Origin of the sequence: Aliiroseovarius subalbicans (assembly GCF_022678625.1) — a bacterium.
GTDB classification, from domain to species: Bacteria; Pseudomonadota; Alphaproteobacteria; order Rhodobacterales; family Rhodobacteraceae; genus Aliiroseovarius_A; species Aliiroseovarius_A subalbicans.
The window spans coordinates 810025-826129 of the sequence record NZ_JALBYQ010000001.1; the positions used below are offsets into that span (position 1 = coordinate 810025).

A 16105-nucleotide genomic window follows, 5' to 3' on the forward strand; every position below is an offset into this window, starting at 1 on the left:
GACCCGCACAGGGGGAAAAAAGGGGCGCGGTCCGCTCCGTCAATGCGAATTCATCGTGCAAAATCTGACAGGTATCTGTTTTAAAATAACTTTTCTTATCCATCAGATCGACAGACGACCTAACGTCAACGTAAAGTAAGTCGCAACCAAATCCCGTCTTTTCCGCGCAGTGTCAGGTGCGCAACCGGCATTGCCGGCCGCTTTTCGACCTGTTCGAAGCGATAGGTTCGAATCAGCAGCGACAACAAAAGCGGCCCCTCAATCATCGCAAACGCCGATCCGGGGCAGACCCTCTGCCCGGCGGAAAATGGGATATAGGCGTCGCGCAGGCATTGCTTGCCCTCAGGCGTCGCGAACCGACCGGGGTCGAAAGCATCGGGCCGGTCCCAGATCCGTTCATGACGGTGCAAATGCCATGGGCTGAGCACGATCTGGCTGCCCGGTCGCACAACGCGGTCACGAAAGGTCTCAGGGCAGGTCGCTTCGCGCACCATCATCGGCACTGGTGGGTAAAGCCGCATCGCTTCGCGAAACACATCGCGTGACTGACGCAGCTTGGACATGGTCGAGAAATAGATTTTCTCAGGATCGATCGCCAAGGCCTCCTCGGCCACCTTGTCCTGCCACTCGGGATGCATCGCCAGCAGATACAGCGCCCAGGCCAGCGCCGAGGCGCTGGTTTCATGCCCTGCCAGAAAGAAAATCGCGACCTGGTCGACCATTTCGTCGGCATCAAAGGTCTCACCCGTCTCAGGGTCCGGCGTCGTCATGATCTTGGTGGCCAGATCATCAGGCGCGAGGCCTGCGCGGATCGCCTGCATCCGCGTTTCGGTCAGTTGGGTGATCAGGGAACGGATGTCGCGCGCGGTCTGTTTCGTCTTACGCGCATGAAACCGCGGGAACCATTTGGGAAGCGGCAGAAGCGCGCCCAGATTCAGCACCGGTTGCGCACGTTGGTGGTCCTTGAAGCGGCTGAACACCGCGCCCGCGACCTCGTGTTCGATGGGGATCGAAAACAGGGTGCGAAAGATCACGTCCGCCGCTGCGTGGCTGGTTTGTGCCTCGATTTCAACCGGTTGACCATCTGCCAGGGGGGCAAGCCGCTCCACCGCCGCCATGCCTGCGCCCCACATCGCGGGGAAAACATCGCGCAGGCGCCCGCCCTCAAAGGCGGGATCGATGATGCGGCGCTGGCGCTTCCAAACCTCGCCATTGGTGACGAAGACCGAGTTGCCCAGAAGCGGTGCCAACCCTTCTCGCACCCGATCGGACTTTGGGAAATCGTCCGGACGTTCTTTCAGAACCAAGTTCACCAGATCGGGATCGTTGCACATATAGCTGCGGAAAAAAGGCGTGCGAAACTCGGCCATCCAGGCGCGGTACAGGCGCGCGGGCTGGGCCGACAGGATATCGCGACGAAACAGCTTCATGTAGCGCCAGAGCGACACTTTGCCAGCGCGCGCCGGGGGTTTCGGGGGCAATTTCATCGGCCAAGCCCCGTGTACTTCGACACCGGGTCCTCGATCCGGCTTTTCGACGGCGCGCGGTCAGCATAACGGCTGGCCAGCGTTCGCGGCCCCGCGGTGATCTGGAAGTAATCATAGTCCCCCGGTCGGTCGAAGGCGCAGAGATACTGGAAATGCAGGCGAAAGAAGCGCCAGCGCAATTCGGCCCAGCGTTCCGGGCTGAGCGTCTGAGTGAAGGCCGCTGACACCACCAGAGGCCAGCGTTTCCCTGTCGCGGGTGCGACGCCCGAGACCGAAACCGGGTCACACAGCGCAAAGGCACAACCGTCGCCGGGGGCGGTCACGTCGATCCAGGTCAGCGCGTCCGTTTGGCAAAGGTCATGCAGATCGGCGCGCAGGCGGTGGGCTTCCGGCAGAAACGACACCATCGGCACCACCTGCCCCAGCGACAGAAAGCCAAGCGCGGGGCCATCTGGGGGCACGCGACCCGCGCGGACCAGATCGGCCAGGATCGACACGCCCAGATGCGCGCCCGAGGAATGGCCGACGATCAGAACTTCGTCCACGTCGCTGGTGAGCGCGTCGGCGATGGCGTCAGCAAAACTGGCCATGCGGGTCTCCAACTCGGGCGGGTTCGCGCCTCGGGACGCCGCCGAATAGCTGTAATCGTGCATCAGGTAGTAAACGTAGAGCCGGTTGTCGATTTTGCGAAACCAGCGCATTAGACCGACGAGCGTCACCAGGAAGACCACGAGGCCCGAAACCGCGCCCAATAGTGGCGCCAGCAACCCGCCGCCCCAGCGCGCCAAGCCACCCAGCAAAGCGCCGACCATGAGCACCAGCACGAGTTGCAGGATCAACATGCCAACCGGATAGAGCGCCGCAATCACCGGACCTTTGCGCAATTGCATGAGGCGGCGTAGCGCGCCAGTCCGAATATAGGTCCAGGCGGTGCGGGCCATTAGAAGATAGGTTGCAGGAATGTTCAGCTCCATTGAACTGCGCACGATGTCAGACCAGACCAGAACGTCAAACTCAGCCTCAGTCTCCGCCCCGTCGATATGCCCGGTGACTTGCCAGCCATAGGTGTCCGTCCCCAATCGGCCGATCAAGTCGACGTGGTAGCCCGAAATCTGACCCTGGGCGCGGCCTTCCTTGCGATAAAGCTCTCGGTAACGGCGCGGGTGAATCGGGTCATAACCGGGAATGTAGAACACCCGGCGCCGTTTCACCTCATGATCGCGTGTGCCTGACATCTGCTCAACTGCCGCCTAGTTTTACACCTTATACAGGAAAAAACCGGGGGATTAAGGCTTTACCCAAGGGCGGACAACACTGGGAAGGTTTCCAGCAGCCAATAGGAAAAGGCCGAGAAGCCGCCGGTCAGCATCAAAAGCCCAATGGTCCAGAGCAAGAGGCCCATGATGCGTTCAATCCGCTCCATATGCCGTTTCATCCAGGCCATGACACCGGTCATGCGCGGGAAGAAGGCGGCAACCAGAATGAAGGGAATGCCCAACCCGGCAGCATAGACCGCCAGAAGCAGCGTACCACGGGCCACGCTGGCCTCGCTGGCGGCAAGGGACAGGATCGCACCCAGTTGCGGGCCGATGCACGGGGTCCAGCCAAAGGCGAAAGCCAGGCCCAGAAGGTAGGCGCCAAACGCGCTGCCGCCCTGGTCACCCGCGTCGATCCTTGCCTCACGCTCAAGGAAAGGAATGCGGATCGCACCAACGAAGTGCGCGCCGAAAATCATCACAAGAACACCTGCGAAGATGTTGAAATAGTTTTGGTTTTGCAAAAAGAACGCGCCAAAAGCCGAGGCTGTGAAGCCCAGGAACAGGAATACCGTGGACAGGCCCATCACGAAAAACAGCGCAGTCAGCACGGCCTTGCGCGACGCGCCCTTGCCTTCGGACAGGTCGCCCATGCTGACCCCGGACATGTAGGCCAGGTAAGGCGGCACGATCGGCAGGACACAGGGGCTGAGAAAAGACAGCAAACCCGCGGCAAGGGCGATGAAAAGCGCGGGCAGAAGGCTCGCGTCGATGATTTCGAATCCGAACATGTTCTTCATGTATCCGCTGACGGCCGCCGCGTCACCTGTCACCCTGTCACATCTGCGCGAAATCTGACTGCGCCCCGGCATGGACAGGCCGCCCGCCCTGCCCTATGTCGCCAACATGGAGTTTGACGACGACCTTGATGCCATTGGCCTGTTGTGTCCGCTGCCCGTGCTGAAAGCGCGCAAGCGGTTGAAAGGTATGGCACCGGGGCAAGTGTTGCGGCTGGTGGCCACGGATCCGGCGGCGGTAATCGACGTGCCGCATTTCTGCGTCGAACAAGGCTATGACTTTCTGGGCCATCGCGCCGAGGGAGAAGTCACGCAGTATTTCATCCGCCGGACATGAAAACGCCGGGTGCGATGACCCGGCGTTTGCTGTTTCTTTAAGGCGTCCAGATCAGTTCCCCGGACTAGCGCCCCAGTGACCACCAGCCCTTTTTCTTGGGCTTGGGCTCCCCTTCGGGTTCTGCCGGGGCGCTTGCCACGACCGGTTCCGGTGTGGGCGTCGGCGACGCCACGGGGGCCGGTTCGGCGGCAACCGGTGCAGCAGTGGCGTCTGCCCCGTCGGTCTTTACCTTGGCCTTTGACGTGGTCGCCTTGCTCGACTTGGCAGTCGACGACTTGGTCGTCTTCTTCGTCGTCGTGCTGCGCGTGCGCGTGGTCTTCTTGGGCTTTTCCGCGTCCTCACCCGGGGTCTCATCGGTCGCTGTCGCGGCCTCTTCAGCCTTCTTCTTCGCCGTGCTGCGTGTGCGCGTGGCTTTCTTCGGCTTTTCCTCGGCGGTCTCTGCCTTGGTCTCTGCCGGGTCGGCCGCGTCTTTGGTCGCAGCCGCTTTCGCCTTGGACGATGTCGACCGCGTTGATCGGGTCGAAGTCGTCTTGCGCGTGCGCGTGGTCTTCTTCGGGGCTTCGTCCGCATCACTTGCCTCGGCGGCCGGAGCGGCCTCCTCCTCGGCGGCCGCCTCGGCGGCCGGCGCGGGGTCGGCAGAAACGTCAGCTGTGGTTTCGCCGCTGGTGCCGTCTTCGGAGGTTGTCGCCTCGGTCTCACCATTGGTGGTCGAGGACGAGGGCCGCCGGCGACGACGACGACGACGACGTTTCTTCGGCTTCGGCGTCTCGTCCCCGTCTTCCGACGGTTCGATCACTTCGGCCTCTACCACCTCGTCATCGATGTCGCTCATCAGCGAGGCATCGACCGACACGACCGGCGCGGATGCTTCCGGCACGGAACGCGTGGCGGTCTTGAACTTCTCGATCGTGTAATCGGGCGAGATCAGGAACGGGTCGGCTTCGATCCGCACCGACAGACCATAACGGGCCTCGATCTGCGCGATGTGCTCACGCTTGTTATTCATCAGGAAGTTGACAATGCCGATCGGGGCCTTGACCAGAACCTCGCGCGACCGACGCCGCACGCCCTCTTCCTCCAGCTGACGCAGGATGTTGAGCGACAGGTTGTCGTCCGAGCGGATCAGACCGGTGCCGTGGCAATGGTTGCAGGGCTGGGTCGTCGCCTCGATCATGCCGGGGCGCAGGCGCTGGCGCGACATTTCCATCAGGCCAAAGCCGGAAATGCGGCCGACCTGGATGCGGGCGCGGTCGGTCTTGAGCTTGTCCTTGAACAGCTTTTCAACCTTGGCGTTGTTGCGCCGTTCTTCCATGTCGATGAAGTCGATCACGATCAACCCTGCCAGGTCGCGCAGACGAAGTTGGCGCGCAACCTCAGCGGCGGCCTCCAGGTTGGTCTTGGTCGCAGTGTCCTCGATCGAACCTTCTTTCGTGGCCCGGCCCGAGTTCACGTCGATCGCCACCAGGGCTTCGGTCACGCCGATCACGATATAGCCACCGGATTTCAGCTGCACGGTCGGATTGAACATGCCCGACAGATAGCTTTCGACCTGGTAGCGGGCGAACAGCGGCTGCGTGTCGGTGTAGTGTTTCACGTTCTTGGCGTGGGACGGCATGATCATTTTCATGAAGTCCTTGGCGGTGCGGTAGCCCACGTCGCCTTCCACGAACACTTCATCGATCTCGCGGTTGTACAGGTCGCGGATCGAGCGTTTGATCAGGTTGCCTTCTTCATAGATCTTCGCCGGCGCGATCGATTTCAGCGTCAGTTCGCGGATCTGTTCCCACAGTCGTTTGAGGTACTCATAGTCACGCTTGATCTCGGTCTTGGTGCGCTTTGCCCCTGCGGTCCGCACGATCAGACCGGCGCCATCGGGCACGTCGATCTCGTTGGCGATTTCCTTGAGCTTCTTGCGGTCGGCGGCATTGGTGATCTTGCGGCTGATGCCACCACCACGCGCGGTGTTGGGCATCAGGACACAGTAGCGACCGGCCAACGACAGGTAGGTGGTCAGGGCGGCACCCTTGTTGCCACGCTCTTCTTTCACGACCTGAACCAGCAGGATCTGGCGGACCTTGATCACTTCCTGAATGCGGTATTTCTTCGGGCGCGGCTTGCGGGGCGTGCGGATTTCCTCAGCCACGTCCTCTTCGGCAACGCTTTCGATCTGGTCGTCCTTTTCGGTCGGATCCAGGGGCGCGTCGTCCTCGTCGTCACCTGCGTCGTCATCCTCGGATGCGTCTTCAGCTGTCGCTTCTGCCTTTTGAACAAGCGCGTCCTCGGCTTTCGCCTGCTCCGCTGCGCCGTTCTCGGGCTCAACAACCGGGGTCTCTTCGACGAGATCCATCGGCGAATGGCCTTCATCCGGGTCGGTGCCAGCGTCGTTCAGCTCGATCACGTCCATGCTTTCGGGCGCGCCCTCAAGCTCTTTCGTCACAACGGCGTCCTGCGATTTGGCCTCTTCAGCCTTGGTCGTGTCAGTGTTGACGCCATCCGTTCTGGGCTTGGAGCGCGAGCGTGACCGGCGGCGGCGCGACTTGGGCTTTTCATCCTCTTCGGCCTGCGCCTTGGCATAGGCGCGTTCTTCTGCCATCAGCGCTTCGCGGTCGGCCACGGGGATTTGGTAGTAATCCGGGTGGATTTCTGAGAACGCCAGGAAACCGTGGCGGTTGCCGCCATAGTCAACGAACGCCGCTTGAAGCGACGGTTCGACCCGCGTGACTTTTGCCAGATAAATGTTACCAGCTAGCTGGCGTTTGTTTTCCGATTCAAAGTCGAATTCCTCAACTTTGTTTCCGTCGACCACCACGACGCGGGTTTCTTCCGCGTGGGTGGCATCGATAAGCATCTTCTTTGCCATGTTGTCCAATCGCACCGGAACCGGGCGCCTCCCTTGGTGGGGAGGTTGCTGAATTCGGGTGACTTGTCAGGGCGAAAGACGCCGCGGCGTTCGGCACGGGTATCGCGGGCCCTTGGACCCCGACCTTGTGCTGCTCGAACCTCTCGCGCGTCATCGCGTTTCTTCTCCGGCATCGTCTTCGATGCCCATTCCGGCCCCTTGTGAGGGCGCGTTCACGACCCGGTCTGTATCAGACGCGGGCAATCTCTCTGGCCTTGCGGCCTTCTCTGTCTGGATCCGATGCGGCGCGGTGCGCCTTCACCCGGGTCCGAAAACAGCGAAACTTTTCGACGGGCACGACAATCACGTGCGATCAACCGTCTGGGTTGAACATAAGGGCTGACCCCCGCCAATGACAATGGCGAAAATGCCCAAATGCACATTCGCCGTGCATCAAAGGCGGCAAAGATGAAGGATCAGTAAAGGCCGCCTGAGGACAGCGAGCCGAAATCGGCCTTGTCGGGGATGGCCACAACCTCTCCGTCCGAGGTCACCACTTCGGTGGTCGCGCCGCCTTCACCCGGCAGGAACAGGGGGAGGTTCGCCCCCATCGCAAAGCCACCGTCGAACATGACGCCGAACAGCGGCTCTTCGCCGTCGCGGAAATACTCGGCCACCACATGGTCGCCGCTGGCGCTGTCAGGCAGGCGTGCACCAGAAAAGCGATCGATCTTGATGAAATGCCCCCCTGGCGGAATGCGGAAATCCCCCGAGCCAAATTCTTCGATCGCGTCTTTCATGAAGGTGTTGAACACCGGGCCGCACATGCCGCCACCAGACGCCCCAGGCATCGTGCGGGGGCGGTCATAGCCGATATAACAACCGGCCACGATGTTCGAGGTGAAGCCGACGAACCAGACGTCCTTGCCATCATTCGTGGTGCCGGTCTTGCCGGCGGTGGGCACGCCCAGGTTCACGGTTCTTGATGCGGTGCCGCGTTGGACAACGCCGCGCATCATCGAGGTCAGCTGATAAGCGGTGATCGCATCCATCACGCGTTCACGGTCCGACACGATGCGCGGCCCCTGCCCGCCCGCGAGCGACGCGGTCTGGCAATCGTCACAAACGCGCTGATCGTGGCGATAAATCGTCTTGCCCCAGCGGTCCTGCACCCGGTCAACAAGGGTGGGCTCCACCCGTTCACCGCCATTGGCAAACATCGCATAGGCTGCGACCATCTTGAACAGAGTGGTCTCCTCGGACCCCAGAGAGTTGGCCAGGAACGGGTTCATCCGTTCATAAACCCCAAAGCGTTCGGCATATTCGGCCACGGTTTCCATGCCGATCTCCTGCGCCAGGCGCACGGTCATCAGGTTCCGCGATTGTTCAATCCCGGTGCGCAAAGGCGTCGGTCCATAGAATTGGTTCGAGGCATTCTTCGGCCGCCAGATCTTTCCGCCGCTCTCCACTTCGATCGGCGCATCGATCACGATCGTGGCCGGGCTGAAGCCGCTATCCAATGCGGCGGCATAGACGAATGGCTTGAAGCTTGACCCGGGCTGGCGCGTTGCCTGCGTGGCACGGTTGAACACCGAATGCTGATAGCTAAAGCCGCCCTGCATCGCAATCACACGGCCGGTATTCACGTCCATCGCCATGAACCCGCCCTGAACCAACGGCACCTGCCGCAGGGTCCAGCGAATGAAGCTGCCGTCGCTGTCCTTGGTCATCGCGCGCACATGCACGACCTCGCCGACCCGCAAAAGGTCACCCGCGACGCGTGCCTTGCGGCCCACGCTGTCGCTTTCCGTGTCGTAGCGGCGCGCCCAGGTCACGTCCTTGGCAGGGATCCAGTGACCGTCGTCGTCATTCTCGACGCCCTCAATACCGATGCGCGCGTCCTGGCTGCCGATCTCAAGCACCACCGCAACATGCCAGCCGGCGATATCGCGCGGCATCTTCACCTCGGCCAGTGCGGCGCGCCAAGTGGCTTCGTCCGCCATCTGCGCCTCGCTCAGCGCCTCGCCGGTCGGGCGCCAGACGCCGCGGCTGCGGTCGTATTTCTCAAGTCCCGCGCGCAGCGACGCGGCGGCCTTCAACTGCAAGTCCTGGTCTACCGTGGCGCGGATCGACAGGCCGCCGTTGAAAAACTCTTCTTCGCCGAAGTTGCGGCTGAGCTGGCGGCGAATTTCATCGGTGAAATAATCGCGCGACGGCATGGTGGAGCGGAACGAGGCCATGTCGCCGGTCTGCACCGTGCGGATCGGCGTCGCCAACGCCGCGTCATAGGCGGCGCGGTCAACATAGCCGTTCTCGAACATCTCTTCGAGCACATAGTTACGCCGTTTCAGCGCCTCGTCGTAATTGTTCGCGGGGTTGTAGCTATAGGGCGCTTTCGGGTGAATCGCGAGAAACGCGGCCTCTTCCGGCGTCAGGTCCTCAAGCAATTTGTTGAAGTAACTCTGCGCCGCCGCCGCCACGCCGAAGCTGCGCACGCCCAAGTCGATCTCATTCAGATACAAGGCCAGGATTTCATCCTTGGACAAAGCGCCTTCCAGACGCACTGACAGGATCAGTTCCTTGATCTTGCGCTCGGCCTTACGATCCGACGACAGCAGGAAATTCTTCACCACCTGTTGCGGGATGGTGGACGCACCGCGCAGTCGCCCGCCGCGCAGTGCCTCAAGCGCTGCCGCCACCATGCCGCGCGGGTCAAACCCTTGGTGTGAATAGAAATTCTTGTCCTCGGCCGAGATGAAGGCGTGTTTCACCAAGTCCGGGATCTGTTCAGGCGGCGTATACAGGCGCCGTTCGCGGGCGAATTCGTCCATCAGGCGGCCTTCGCCTGAATAAATTCGGCTGATCGTCGCCGGAGTATAGCTGGACAACTGTTCGTGGCTCGGCAGGTCCTGGGAATAGGTCCAGAACACGGCGCCGACCATCAAGACACCCATGACTGCCGCCAGGGTGATCCATGTAAAGATCGAGCCAAAAAAGCCTAGGATGAAACGGACCACGCGCGCCCCCGAAAACCAAACCGTTCCCCCTATATCGGGATGAGGGTGGGCGGTCAAAACCCCATATTGTGAATTTCGGCGTTTTCACGCCGTTTTTCGCGCCGGCGTGACCTTCCCGCTTGTGGGTGCTCACCGGGCTGCTAGGCAGGAGCCATGACCCCAGACAGTATCCTGACCACCTATGACCACGTTGCCGACGGTTTCGACCGGCGCCGCGACCGCACCCTGTTCGAACGTAAATGGCTGGACCGGCTGTTGGCCCATGCGCCTGGGCGGCGTGTGCTGGACCTGGGCTGTGGCCCTGGCCGACCGATCGCGGCTTACCTGAGCGACCGACGCTGCGAGGTGACGGGCGTGGATGGCGCCTCGGCGATGGTGGCGCTGTTTCGACATAACCTGCCACGCGCCACGGCTGTCCATGCGGACATGCGCGGGTTGAAGTTGAAGGCGGTTTTCGACGTGATTTTAGCCTGGAACAGCTTTTTCCACCTGTCTGCTGACGATCAGCGGGGCATGTTTGCCACCTTCGCGGCCCATGCGGCGCCGCGCGCGGTGCTGATGTTCACCTCAGGCCCCAGCGAAGGCGAAGCGATTGGTGAGGTCGAAGGCGAAAGCGTCTTTCACGCCAGTCTGTCGCCCGACGAATACCGCAAGCTGATGATCGACGCAGGCTTTGCCCCGATCGCCTTTGTGCCCGAAGACCCGGAATGCCAGGGCCATTCGATCTGGCTGGCACGATACATGGGGTAAAACAGTGTTCGATCAGTCAGAGATGACCTGACTGCGCTGTGACCCTAGCCGTTCGATTGTCAATTCGACCACATCGCCTTCTTTCAGAAACGTCTGCGGCCGCTTGGCCATGCCGACACCCGGAGGGGTGCCGGTGGCAATGATGTCGCCAGGATGCAACGTCATCATCTGGCTGAGATAGCTGATCACGTGACCCACCGGAAAAACCATCCGCGCGGTGTTCCCGGTCTGCATGCGCTTGCCGTTCACGTCCAGCGACATGTCCAGATCCTGCGGATCGCCGACCTCGTCCGGTGTCACCAGCCAGGGGCCGATCGGGCCGTAGGTGTCGCAGCTTTTGCCCTTTGTCCACTGGCCCGCGCGTTCGATCTGATATTCCCGCTCGGACACGTCATTGACCACGGTATAGCCCGCGATGTGATCCATCGCCTCATCCGCATCGACGTATTTCGCCGCCTTGCCGATGACCACACCCAATTCGACCTCCCAATCGGTCTTTACGGACCCGCGCGGCAGGCTGATCGGGTCCGTGGGACCGACAATTGCCGATGTGGCTTTGTGAAACAGGATCGGCTCGGGTGGCGGCTCCATACCAGCCTCGGCGGCATGGTCGGTAAAGTTCAGGCCGATGCACAGAAACTTGCCCACCCCGGCAATCGGCGGACCTAGGCGCGGATTGCCGTCGACCAGCGGCAGCTTTTCGGGCTTCACCTTCGGCAACGCGCCCAGCACGTCGCCCGAAAGTTCATCAATCACACCAGACAGGTCGCGCACGCCCCCTGCCCCGTCCAGAACGCCGGGCTTTTCCGCCCCGGCCTCTCCATACCGCACGAACCGCATGTGACCCTCCTTTGTTGGCCCAACACTAGACCTCGCAGTGGTGATTGCAACCACCTCGCGCCCGCCCTATGTCTTGGCAACATCTTTAAAGGAGTTCCCATGCGCAATCAGCCCCTCTTCGACGCCAATGCCACCCTTGGAGGTGATGCTTTCGGTGACCTGCCGGAATGGGACCTGACGGACCTTTATGCCGCCCCCGACGCGCCGGAACTGGCGCGTGATCTGGCCTGGCTGGAAACCGCCTGTGCCGATTTCGCGGGCGCGTATGAGGGCAATCTGGCCGGGCTGGACGCAGGTGCAATGCTGCGCGTCGTACAGGAATATGAGCAGATTGACCTGATCGCCGGGCGCATCATGTCCTTTGCGGGCCTGCGCTATTATCAGAACACCACGGACGCCGACCGGGCGCAGTTCCTGCAAAACTGCCAGGAACAAATCACCGATTTCACCGCGCCCTTGGTGTTCTATTCGCTGGAAGTGAACCGGATCGAAGACGACAAGCTGGACGCGCTGTTTGGCGCAAATGCCGACCTTGCGCGTTACAAACCGATCTTTGACCGCCTGCGCGCGATGCGGCCGCATCAGCTGTCGGATGAATTGGAGCGTTTTCTGCACGACCAGTCCACCGTCGGCGCCGCCGCCTGGAACAAGCTGTTCGACGAAACCATCGCCGGGCTGATGTTCACGGTGGACGGCGAAGAGATGAACCTTGAGGCTTGCCTGAATTTCCTGACCGACCCTGACCGCGCCAAGCGCGAGGCGGCCAGCCATGAACTGGCGCGGGTGTTTGGCGATAACGTGCGGCTGTTTGCCCGCGTGCACAACACGCTGGCCAAGGAAAAAGAGGTCGAGGACCGCTGGCGCAAGATGCCCGCGCCGCAGACCGGCCGCCACCTGGCCAACCACGTCGAGGCCGAGGTGGTCGAGGCGCTGCGCGACGCGGTGGTGAAGGCCTATCCCAAGCTCAGCCACCGGTATTATGAGCTCAAGCGTAAATGGCTGGGGCTGGACGTGATGCAGACCTGGGACCGCAACGCGCCCTTGCCGATGGAAGACACCAGCGTGGTGGACTGGGACCAGGCCACCAAGACGGTGATGGACGCCTATGGCGCCTTTGACCCGGAAATGGCCAAGCTGGCCGAGCCGTTCTTCACCAAGGGCTGGATCGACGCGGGTGTGAAGCCCGGCAAGGCGCCCGGTGCCTTCGCCCATCCGACGGTGACCAACGTGCACCCTTACGTGATGCTGAACTACCTGGGCAAACCGCGCGACGTGATGACGCTGGCGCATGAATTGGGCCACGGCGTGCACCAGGTGCTGGCCGCCGACCAGGGCGAGCTTTTGTCCTCGACCCCGCTGACGCTGGCCGAAACCGCCTCGGTGTTCGGGGAAATGCTGACCTTCCGCAAGCTTCTGGATGCCACCGACGACCCGGCGCAGAAAAAGGTGCTTCTGGCCGGCAAGGTCGAGGACATGATCAACACCGTCGTGCGCCAGATCGCGTTCTATGACTTCGAATGCAAGCTGCACGCCGCCCGCGCCGAAGGAGAGCTGACGCCCGAGGGCATCAACGCGCTGTGGATGTCGGTGCAGGCCGAAAGCCTGGGCCCGGCGTTCGAGTTCCAGCCCGGGTATGAAACCTTCTGGGCCTATATCCCGCATTTCGTGCATTCGCCCTTCTACGTCTATGCCTATGCCTTCGGTGACGGGCTGGTGAACGCGCTTTACGCGGTTTATCAGGAGGGCGACGCGGATTTCGTGCCGAAATACTTCGACATGCTGCGCGCGGGCGGATCCAAGCACCATTCCGAACTGTTGGCCCCCTTCGGCCTGGACGCCTCGGACCCCAAGTTCTGGGACAAGGGCCTGAGCATGATCTCGGGCTTCATTGATGAGCTGGAAGCGATGGAAGGGTAAGGATTGATCGCACACCGGGTTCATCGCGGCCCGGTGTGCGTTATGTAAGACGAAGCGGCCGTACGGCGTTCAACGAACCGCGGCGGCTCCCTGCTTGAAGTCGTCCTCTACGGGGAAGTTTGTCGGCGGCCCTTCAAGCTGACCCCTCAAAGAGAACAGCAACGCTCTTGATCTCGCGCTGCATGTGTTCCCGAAACAGGGTGACGCGTTTAGTGTTGCGCAGGTCGCGATGGTAGAGAAGCCAGAGCCCAAGGTTGTGTTGGATCTCCGGCTCACGGTACCTCGTCAGTGCAGGATCACTGTCACCTAGAAAGCAGGGGAGGTATCCGACGCCAAGCCCTACTTTCAGAGCAGCCGCGGTCAGCGATGTTTCGTCAACAACGAAAGAATGGTCGCCCTGGGGGCGAGCCTGTTTTGTCCAGGCCCGATGGTAGTCACAGCAATCCACGCCGACCCACGTTTCCTCGGCTTCGCCGGCCTTAACTGCAGCGCAATAGTCCGCTGAACCATAGACGGCTGAGGCAACGGTTGTGAGCCGCGTTCCAACCAGTGTCTTGCCTGGAGAATTTGTCTGCCGCAACGCAACGTCCGCGTCGCGTTCAGCCAACCGCACGGAGTCGTTGGTGACTTCAACTCGAAGGTCGATGTTCGGGTAGGCATTCAAAAAGCGGGAAAAAATTGGCATCAAAACGGTTGAGGCCATGTTCGCGATGGCTGCGACGCGGAGTTCTCCAGCGACGTCTTCCTTCTCTCCACTGCTCTCGGCCTCGAACGCCAACAATTCATTTTCCATCCGGGTGGCTGTCTTGTGAAGATCTTGTCCGGCCTTGGTCAAAACGTAACCCGTGGAGCTTCGTTCTATGAGTGCTGTCGCGAGGTTTTCTTCCAAGGCGTGAATGCGCCGCGACACGGTGGAATGCCGCACCCCTAAGCGTTTCGCGGCATTGCTGAAAGACCCCTCGCGGGCGAATGCGAGAAATATCCGCGCGTCGTCCCACTGCATTCTTGAGCCCCCAGTCTTGTGCAATCGTGCAATTCCCGTGTCGAAAAATCCCGGGTTCACAAAAGCGTGCAGCGGTGAGACCCTTTAAGCAACAAAAATTCAGGCAAGCCTTGCCAACGCAATTAAGGGGGATGGACCACATGCCTAGCGATTTTGAGCCTTGCGAGGGGGGCTGCACCTGTGGGCACATTCGCTATCAGGTCAAGTCAGACCCGATGATAACTCATTGTTGCCATTGTCGGTGGTGTCAGCGTCAAACGGGCACGGCATTCGCGCTCAATGCACTGATCGAAGCCAACCGCGTGACGGTTCTTTCGGGAGATATTGAAGAACTAACCATCCCATCGCCGAGCGGCCAGGGACAAACGATTGCACGCTGCCCGAAATGCCGGGTCGCGGTTTGGAGCAACTACCACATGGGTGGGCTGAGGGAGCGTGTTCGCTTCCTTCGCGTTGGATCACTGGATAACCCCGACCGTTTCCCGCCAGACGTCCATATCTTTACGTCCAGCAAACAGCCTTGGGTCATACTGCCGCCAGATGACCAGGCTGTTGAGGAATTCTACGATGTCGACAACACCTGGTCCGAAGAAAGCCTGTCACGTCTGGAGACCCTGGACCAGGCAGCCGGGATGGAAAAGCCGTGGCGGCAACAGCGGCGGCCTGCCAAATGACCGATACTTCAAACACACCGGGGGGGTATCTTGAAGGCGGCTGCACTTGTGGTCACGTCCGTTACAGGATGGAAGACACACCGCTTATCGTCCATGGATGCCACTGCACATGGTGCCAAAGGCAGACCGGGACGGCGTTCGCCACAAATGCGTTAATTGAGGCGGACCGCGTTACGATCACGAAGGGTCAGATCGAAAACACACTCATTGAAACTCCGGGGGGGAGCGGCCAACGGATCGCGCGATGCCCGAATTGCAAGGTCGCCGTCTGGAGTGAGTACCTCGTGATGACCAGCGGACTCACGGACCTGATCTACTTCATTCGGGTGGGCACACTCGACACGCCGGAAAGCCTGCCCCCGGATGTCCACATATACACGTCAACCAAACTGCAATGGGTTCGACTGCCACCCGGCGCATTGGCGGTCCAAGAGTATTACGAGACCGACGAGACGTGGTCATCGGAAAACCTGAAAAGGCGCGATGCGCTACGCGAGACAATAGAAAGGCTCAAACGCTAGCCCTTGCGATGGCACCCGTTTCTGGGTTTTGCGTGAAAGGCGAAACTGTGCAGGCCCTGGCGAAAGGCCGAATCCATCCGATGTGAACAATGCTGCGATCGCGACATGGGACCGCAATGGCCTCGCAGCGGTCATTCGCCCCTGCACTCCTCTCACTTGGCTTTCCATTGCCCCGTGCCGGGATAAACCCGACGCGGGGCACGCCTTATTCGCCGTACTGCCGGTCTGATCCGTATTCTTTGTAATAATCACGTCGGATCCGCTTGACGTTGCAATAAGGGTGGTCCTCTCGGCGCCATGCGGTGTCGCTGCTGTTGCCCGGTCGTGGCCCGGGGTTGCGTTCGTTCGAGAAGGTGAAAAATCCGTCGTGCAAGCCGTTGAACCGTCCCGTCGCGACATGCCCATCGTCGAAGTATAACGTCACGGATCGCGTTTGCCCGGTCCGAACGCCGTTCATCCACTCACTGGCGGCCTCGACCATTTCCTTTCGGTCTTTACATTCATTGCAGCACGTCATTGTCACCTCCTAAAAAAATGCGTCGCACAGGGCGCGAAGTCTTTAATAAACTACGCTTCGATTTGGCTGGGGCGTTTTTGTGCCTGCCATCTGTCGCCCTGAATTGTGCCCTGCCACCCTACGACAGGCTGCCGGCCCGGCAAAGAAAAT

13 protein-coding genes are annotated in these 16105 nt (G+C 60.9%); 5 read left to right on the forward strand and 8 right to left on the reverse strand.

The window, feature by feature from the left end; all coding sequences use genetic code 11:
• Window positions 1-125: 125 nt before the first annotated feature.
• The 3 genes from MN188_RS03980 to MN188_RS03990 are packed head-to-tail and all read right to left on the reverse strand — an operon-like array spanning window position 126 to window position 3534.
• The gene (locus tag MN188_RS03980) at window positions 126-1487 is read right to left on the reverse strand and encodes a cytochrome P450 (protein ID WP_242106304.1); all 1362 of its coding nucleotides are present in this window, start codon (window positions 1485-1487) and stop codon (window positions 126-128) included.
• Window positions 1484-2722, reverse strand: coding sequence for a hypothetical protein (locus tag MN188_RS03985; protein WP_242106305.1), 1239 nt, complete (start codon window positions 2720-2722; stop codon window positions 1484-1486). The genes MN188_RS03980 and MN188_RS03985 overlap by 4 nt, the downstream gene beginning before the upstream one ends.
• A gap of 59 nt (window positions 2723-2781) precedes the next feature.
• The gene (locus tag MN188_RS03990; RefSeq protein ID WP_242107373.1) at window positions 2782-3534 is read right to left on the reverse strand and encodes a cytochrome c biogenesis CcdA family protein; all 753 of its coding nucleotides are present in this window, start codon (window positions 3532-3534) and stop codon (window positions 2782-2784) included.
• Window positions 3535-3649: 115 nt separating this feature from the next.
• Here MN188_RS03990 and MN188_RS03995 point away from each other — a divergent pair, with 115 nt between their 5' ends.
• A complete protein-coding gene (locus MN188_RS03995; protein ID WP_242107375.1) occupies window positions 3650-3877 on the forward strand; it encodes a sulfurtransferase TusA family protein in 228 nt (75 codons plus the stop codon).
• Window positions 3878-3941: 64 nt separating this feature from the next.
• Here MN188_RS03995 and MN188_RS04000 read toward each other — a convergent pair whose 3' ends face one another.
• On the reverse strand, window positions 3942-6737 hold the full coding sequence (locus MN188_RS04000) for an Rne/Rng family ribonuclease (protein ID WP_242106306.1): 2796 nt from the start codon (window positions 6735-6737) through the stop codon (window positions 3942-3944).
• A 455-nt stretch (window positions 6738-7192) separates the two neighbouring features.
• Window positions 7193-9733: a penicillin-binding protein 1A gene (locus MN188_RS04005; RefSeq protein ID WP_242106307.1), complete on the reverse strand. Its 2541-nt coding sequence runs from the start codon at window positions 9731-9733 to the stop codon at window positions 7193-7195.
• A 153-nt stretch (window positions 9734-9886) separates the two neighbouring features.
• Between MN188_RS04005 and MN188_RS04010 the strand changes: the two genes are divergently transcribed.
• Window positions 9887-10483, forward strand: a complete 597-nt coding sequence (locus tag MN188_RS04010) for a class I SAM-dependent methyltransferase (RefSeq protein WP_242106308.1) — start codon at window positions 9887-9889, stop codon at window positions 10481-10483.
• A 12-nt stretch (window positions 10484-10495) separates the two neighbouring features.
• Here the strand turns inward: MN188_RS04010 and MN188_RS04015 are convergent, their stop codons facing one another.
• Window positions 10496-11323, reverse strand: coding sequence for a fumarylacetoacetate hydrolase family protein (locus MN188_RS04015; RefSeq protein WP_242106309.1), 828 nt, complete (start codon window positions 11321-11323; stop codon window positions 10496-10498).
• 99 nt (window positions 11324-11422) lie between these two features.
• On the opposite strand from MN188_RS04015, the gene MN188_RS04020 reads away from it, so the two are divergent.
• The gene (locus MN188_RS04020) at window positions 11423-13240 is read left to right on the forward strand and encodes a M3 family oligoendopeptidase (RefSeq protein ID WP_242106310.1); all 1818 of its coding nucleotides are present in this window, start codon (window positions 11423-11425) and stop codon (window positions 13238-13240) included.
• 133 nt (window positions 13241-13373) lie between these two features.
• On the opposite strand, the gene MN188_RS04025 is transcribed toward MN188_RS04020, so the two are convergent.
• Entirely contained in the window at window positions 13374-14243 is an 870-nt protein-coding gene (locus MN188_RS04025) for a LysR family transcriptional regulator (protein WP_242106311.1), read from the reverse strand.
• A gap of 131 nt (window positions 14244-14374) precedes the next feature.
• Here MN188_RS04025 and MN188_RS04030 point away from each other — a divergent pair, with 131 nt between their 5' ends.
• A complete protein-coding gene (locus MN188_RS04030) occupies window positions 14375-14917 on the forward strand; it encodes a GFA family protein (protein ID WP_242106312.1) in 543 nt (180 codons plus the stop codon).
• Window positions 14914-15438 carry a GFA family protein gene (locus MN188_RS04035; RefSeq protein ID WP_476726576.1) on the forward strand — a complete coding sequence of 175 codons (525 nt, stop codon included), beginning with the start codon at window positions 14914-14916 and terminating at the stop codon, window positions 15436-15438. Before MN188_RS04030 ends, MN188_RS04035 begins: the two co-directional genes overlap by 4 nt.
• A gap of 205 nt (window positions 15439-15643) precedes the next feature.
• Here the strand turns inward: MN188_RS04035 and MN188_RS04040 are convergent, their stop codons facing one another.
• Entirely contained in the window at window positions 15644-15955 is a 312-nt protein-coding gene (locus MN188_RS04040; protein ID WP_242106313.1) for a hypothetical protein, read from the reverse strand.
• Window positions 15956-16105: the final 150 nt, after the last annotated feature.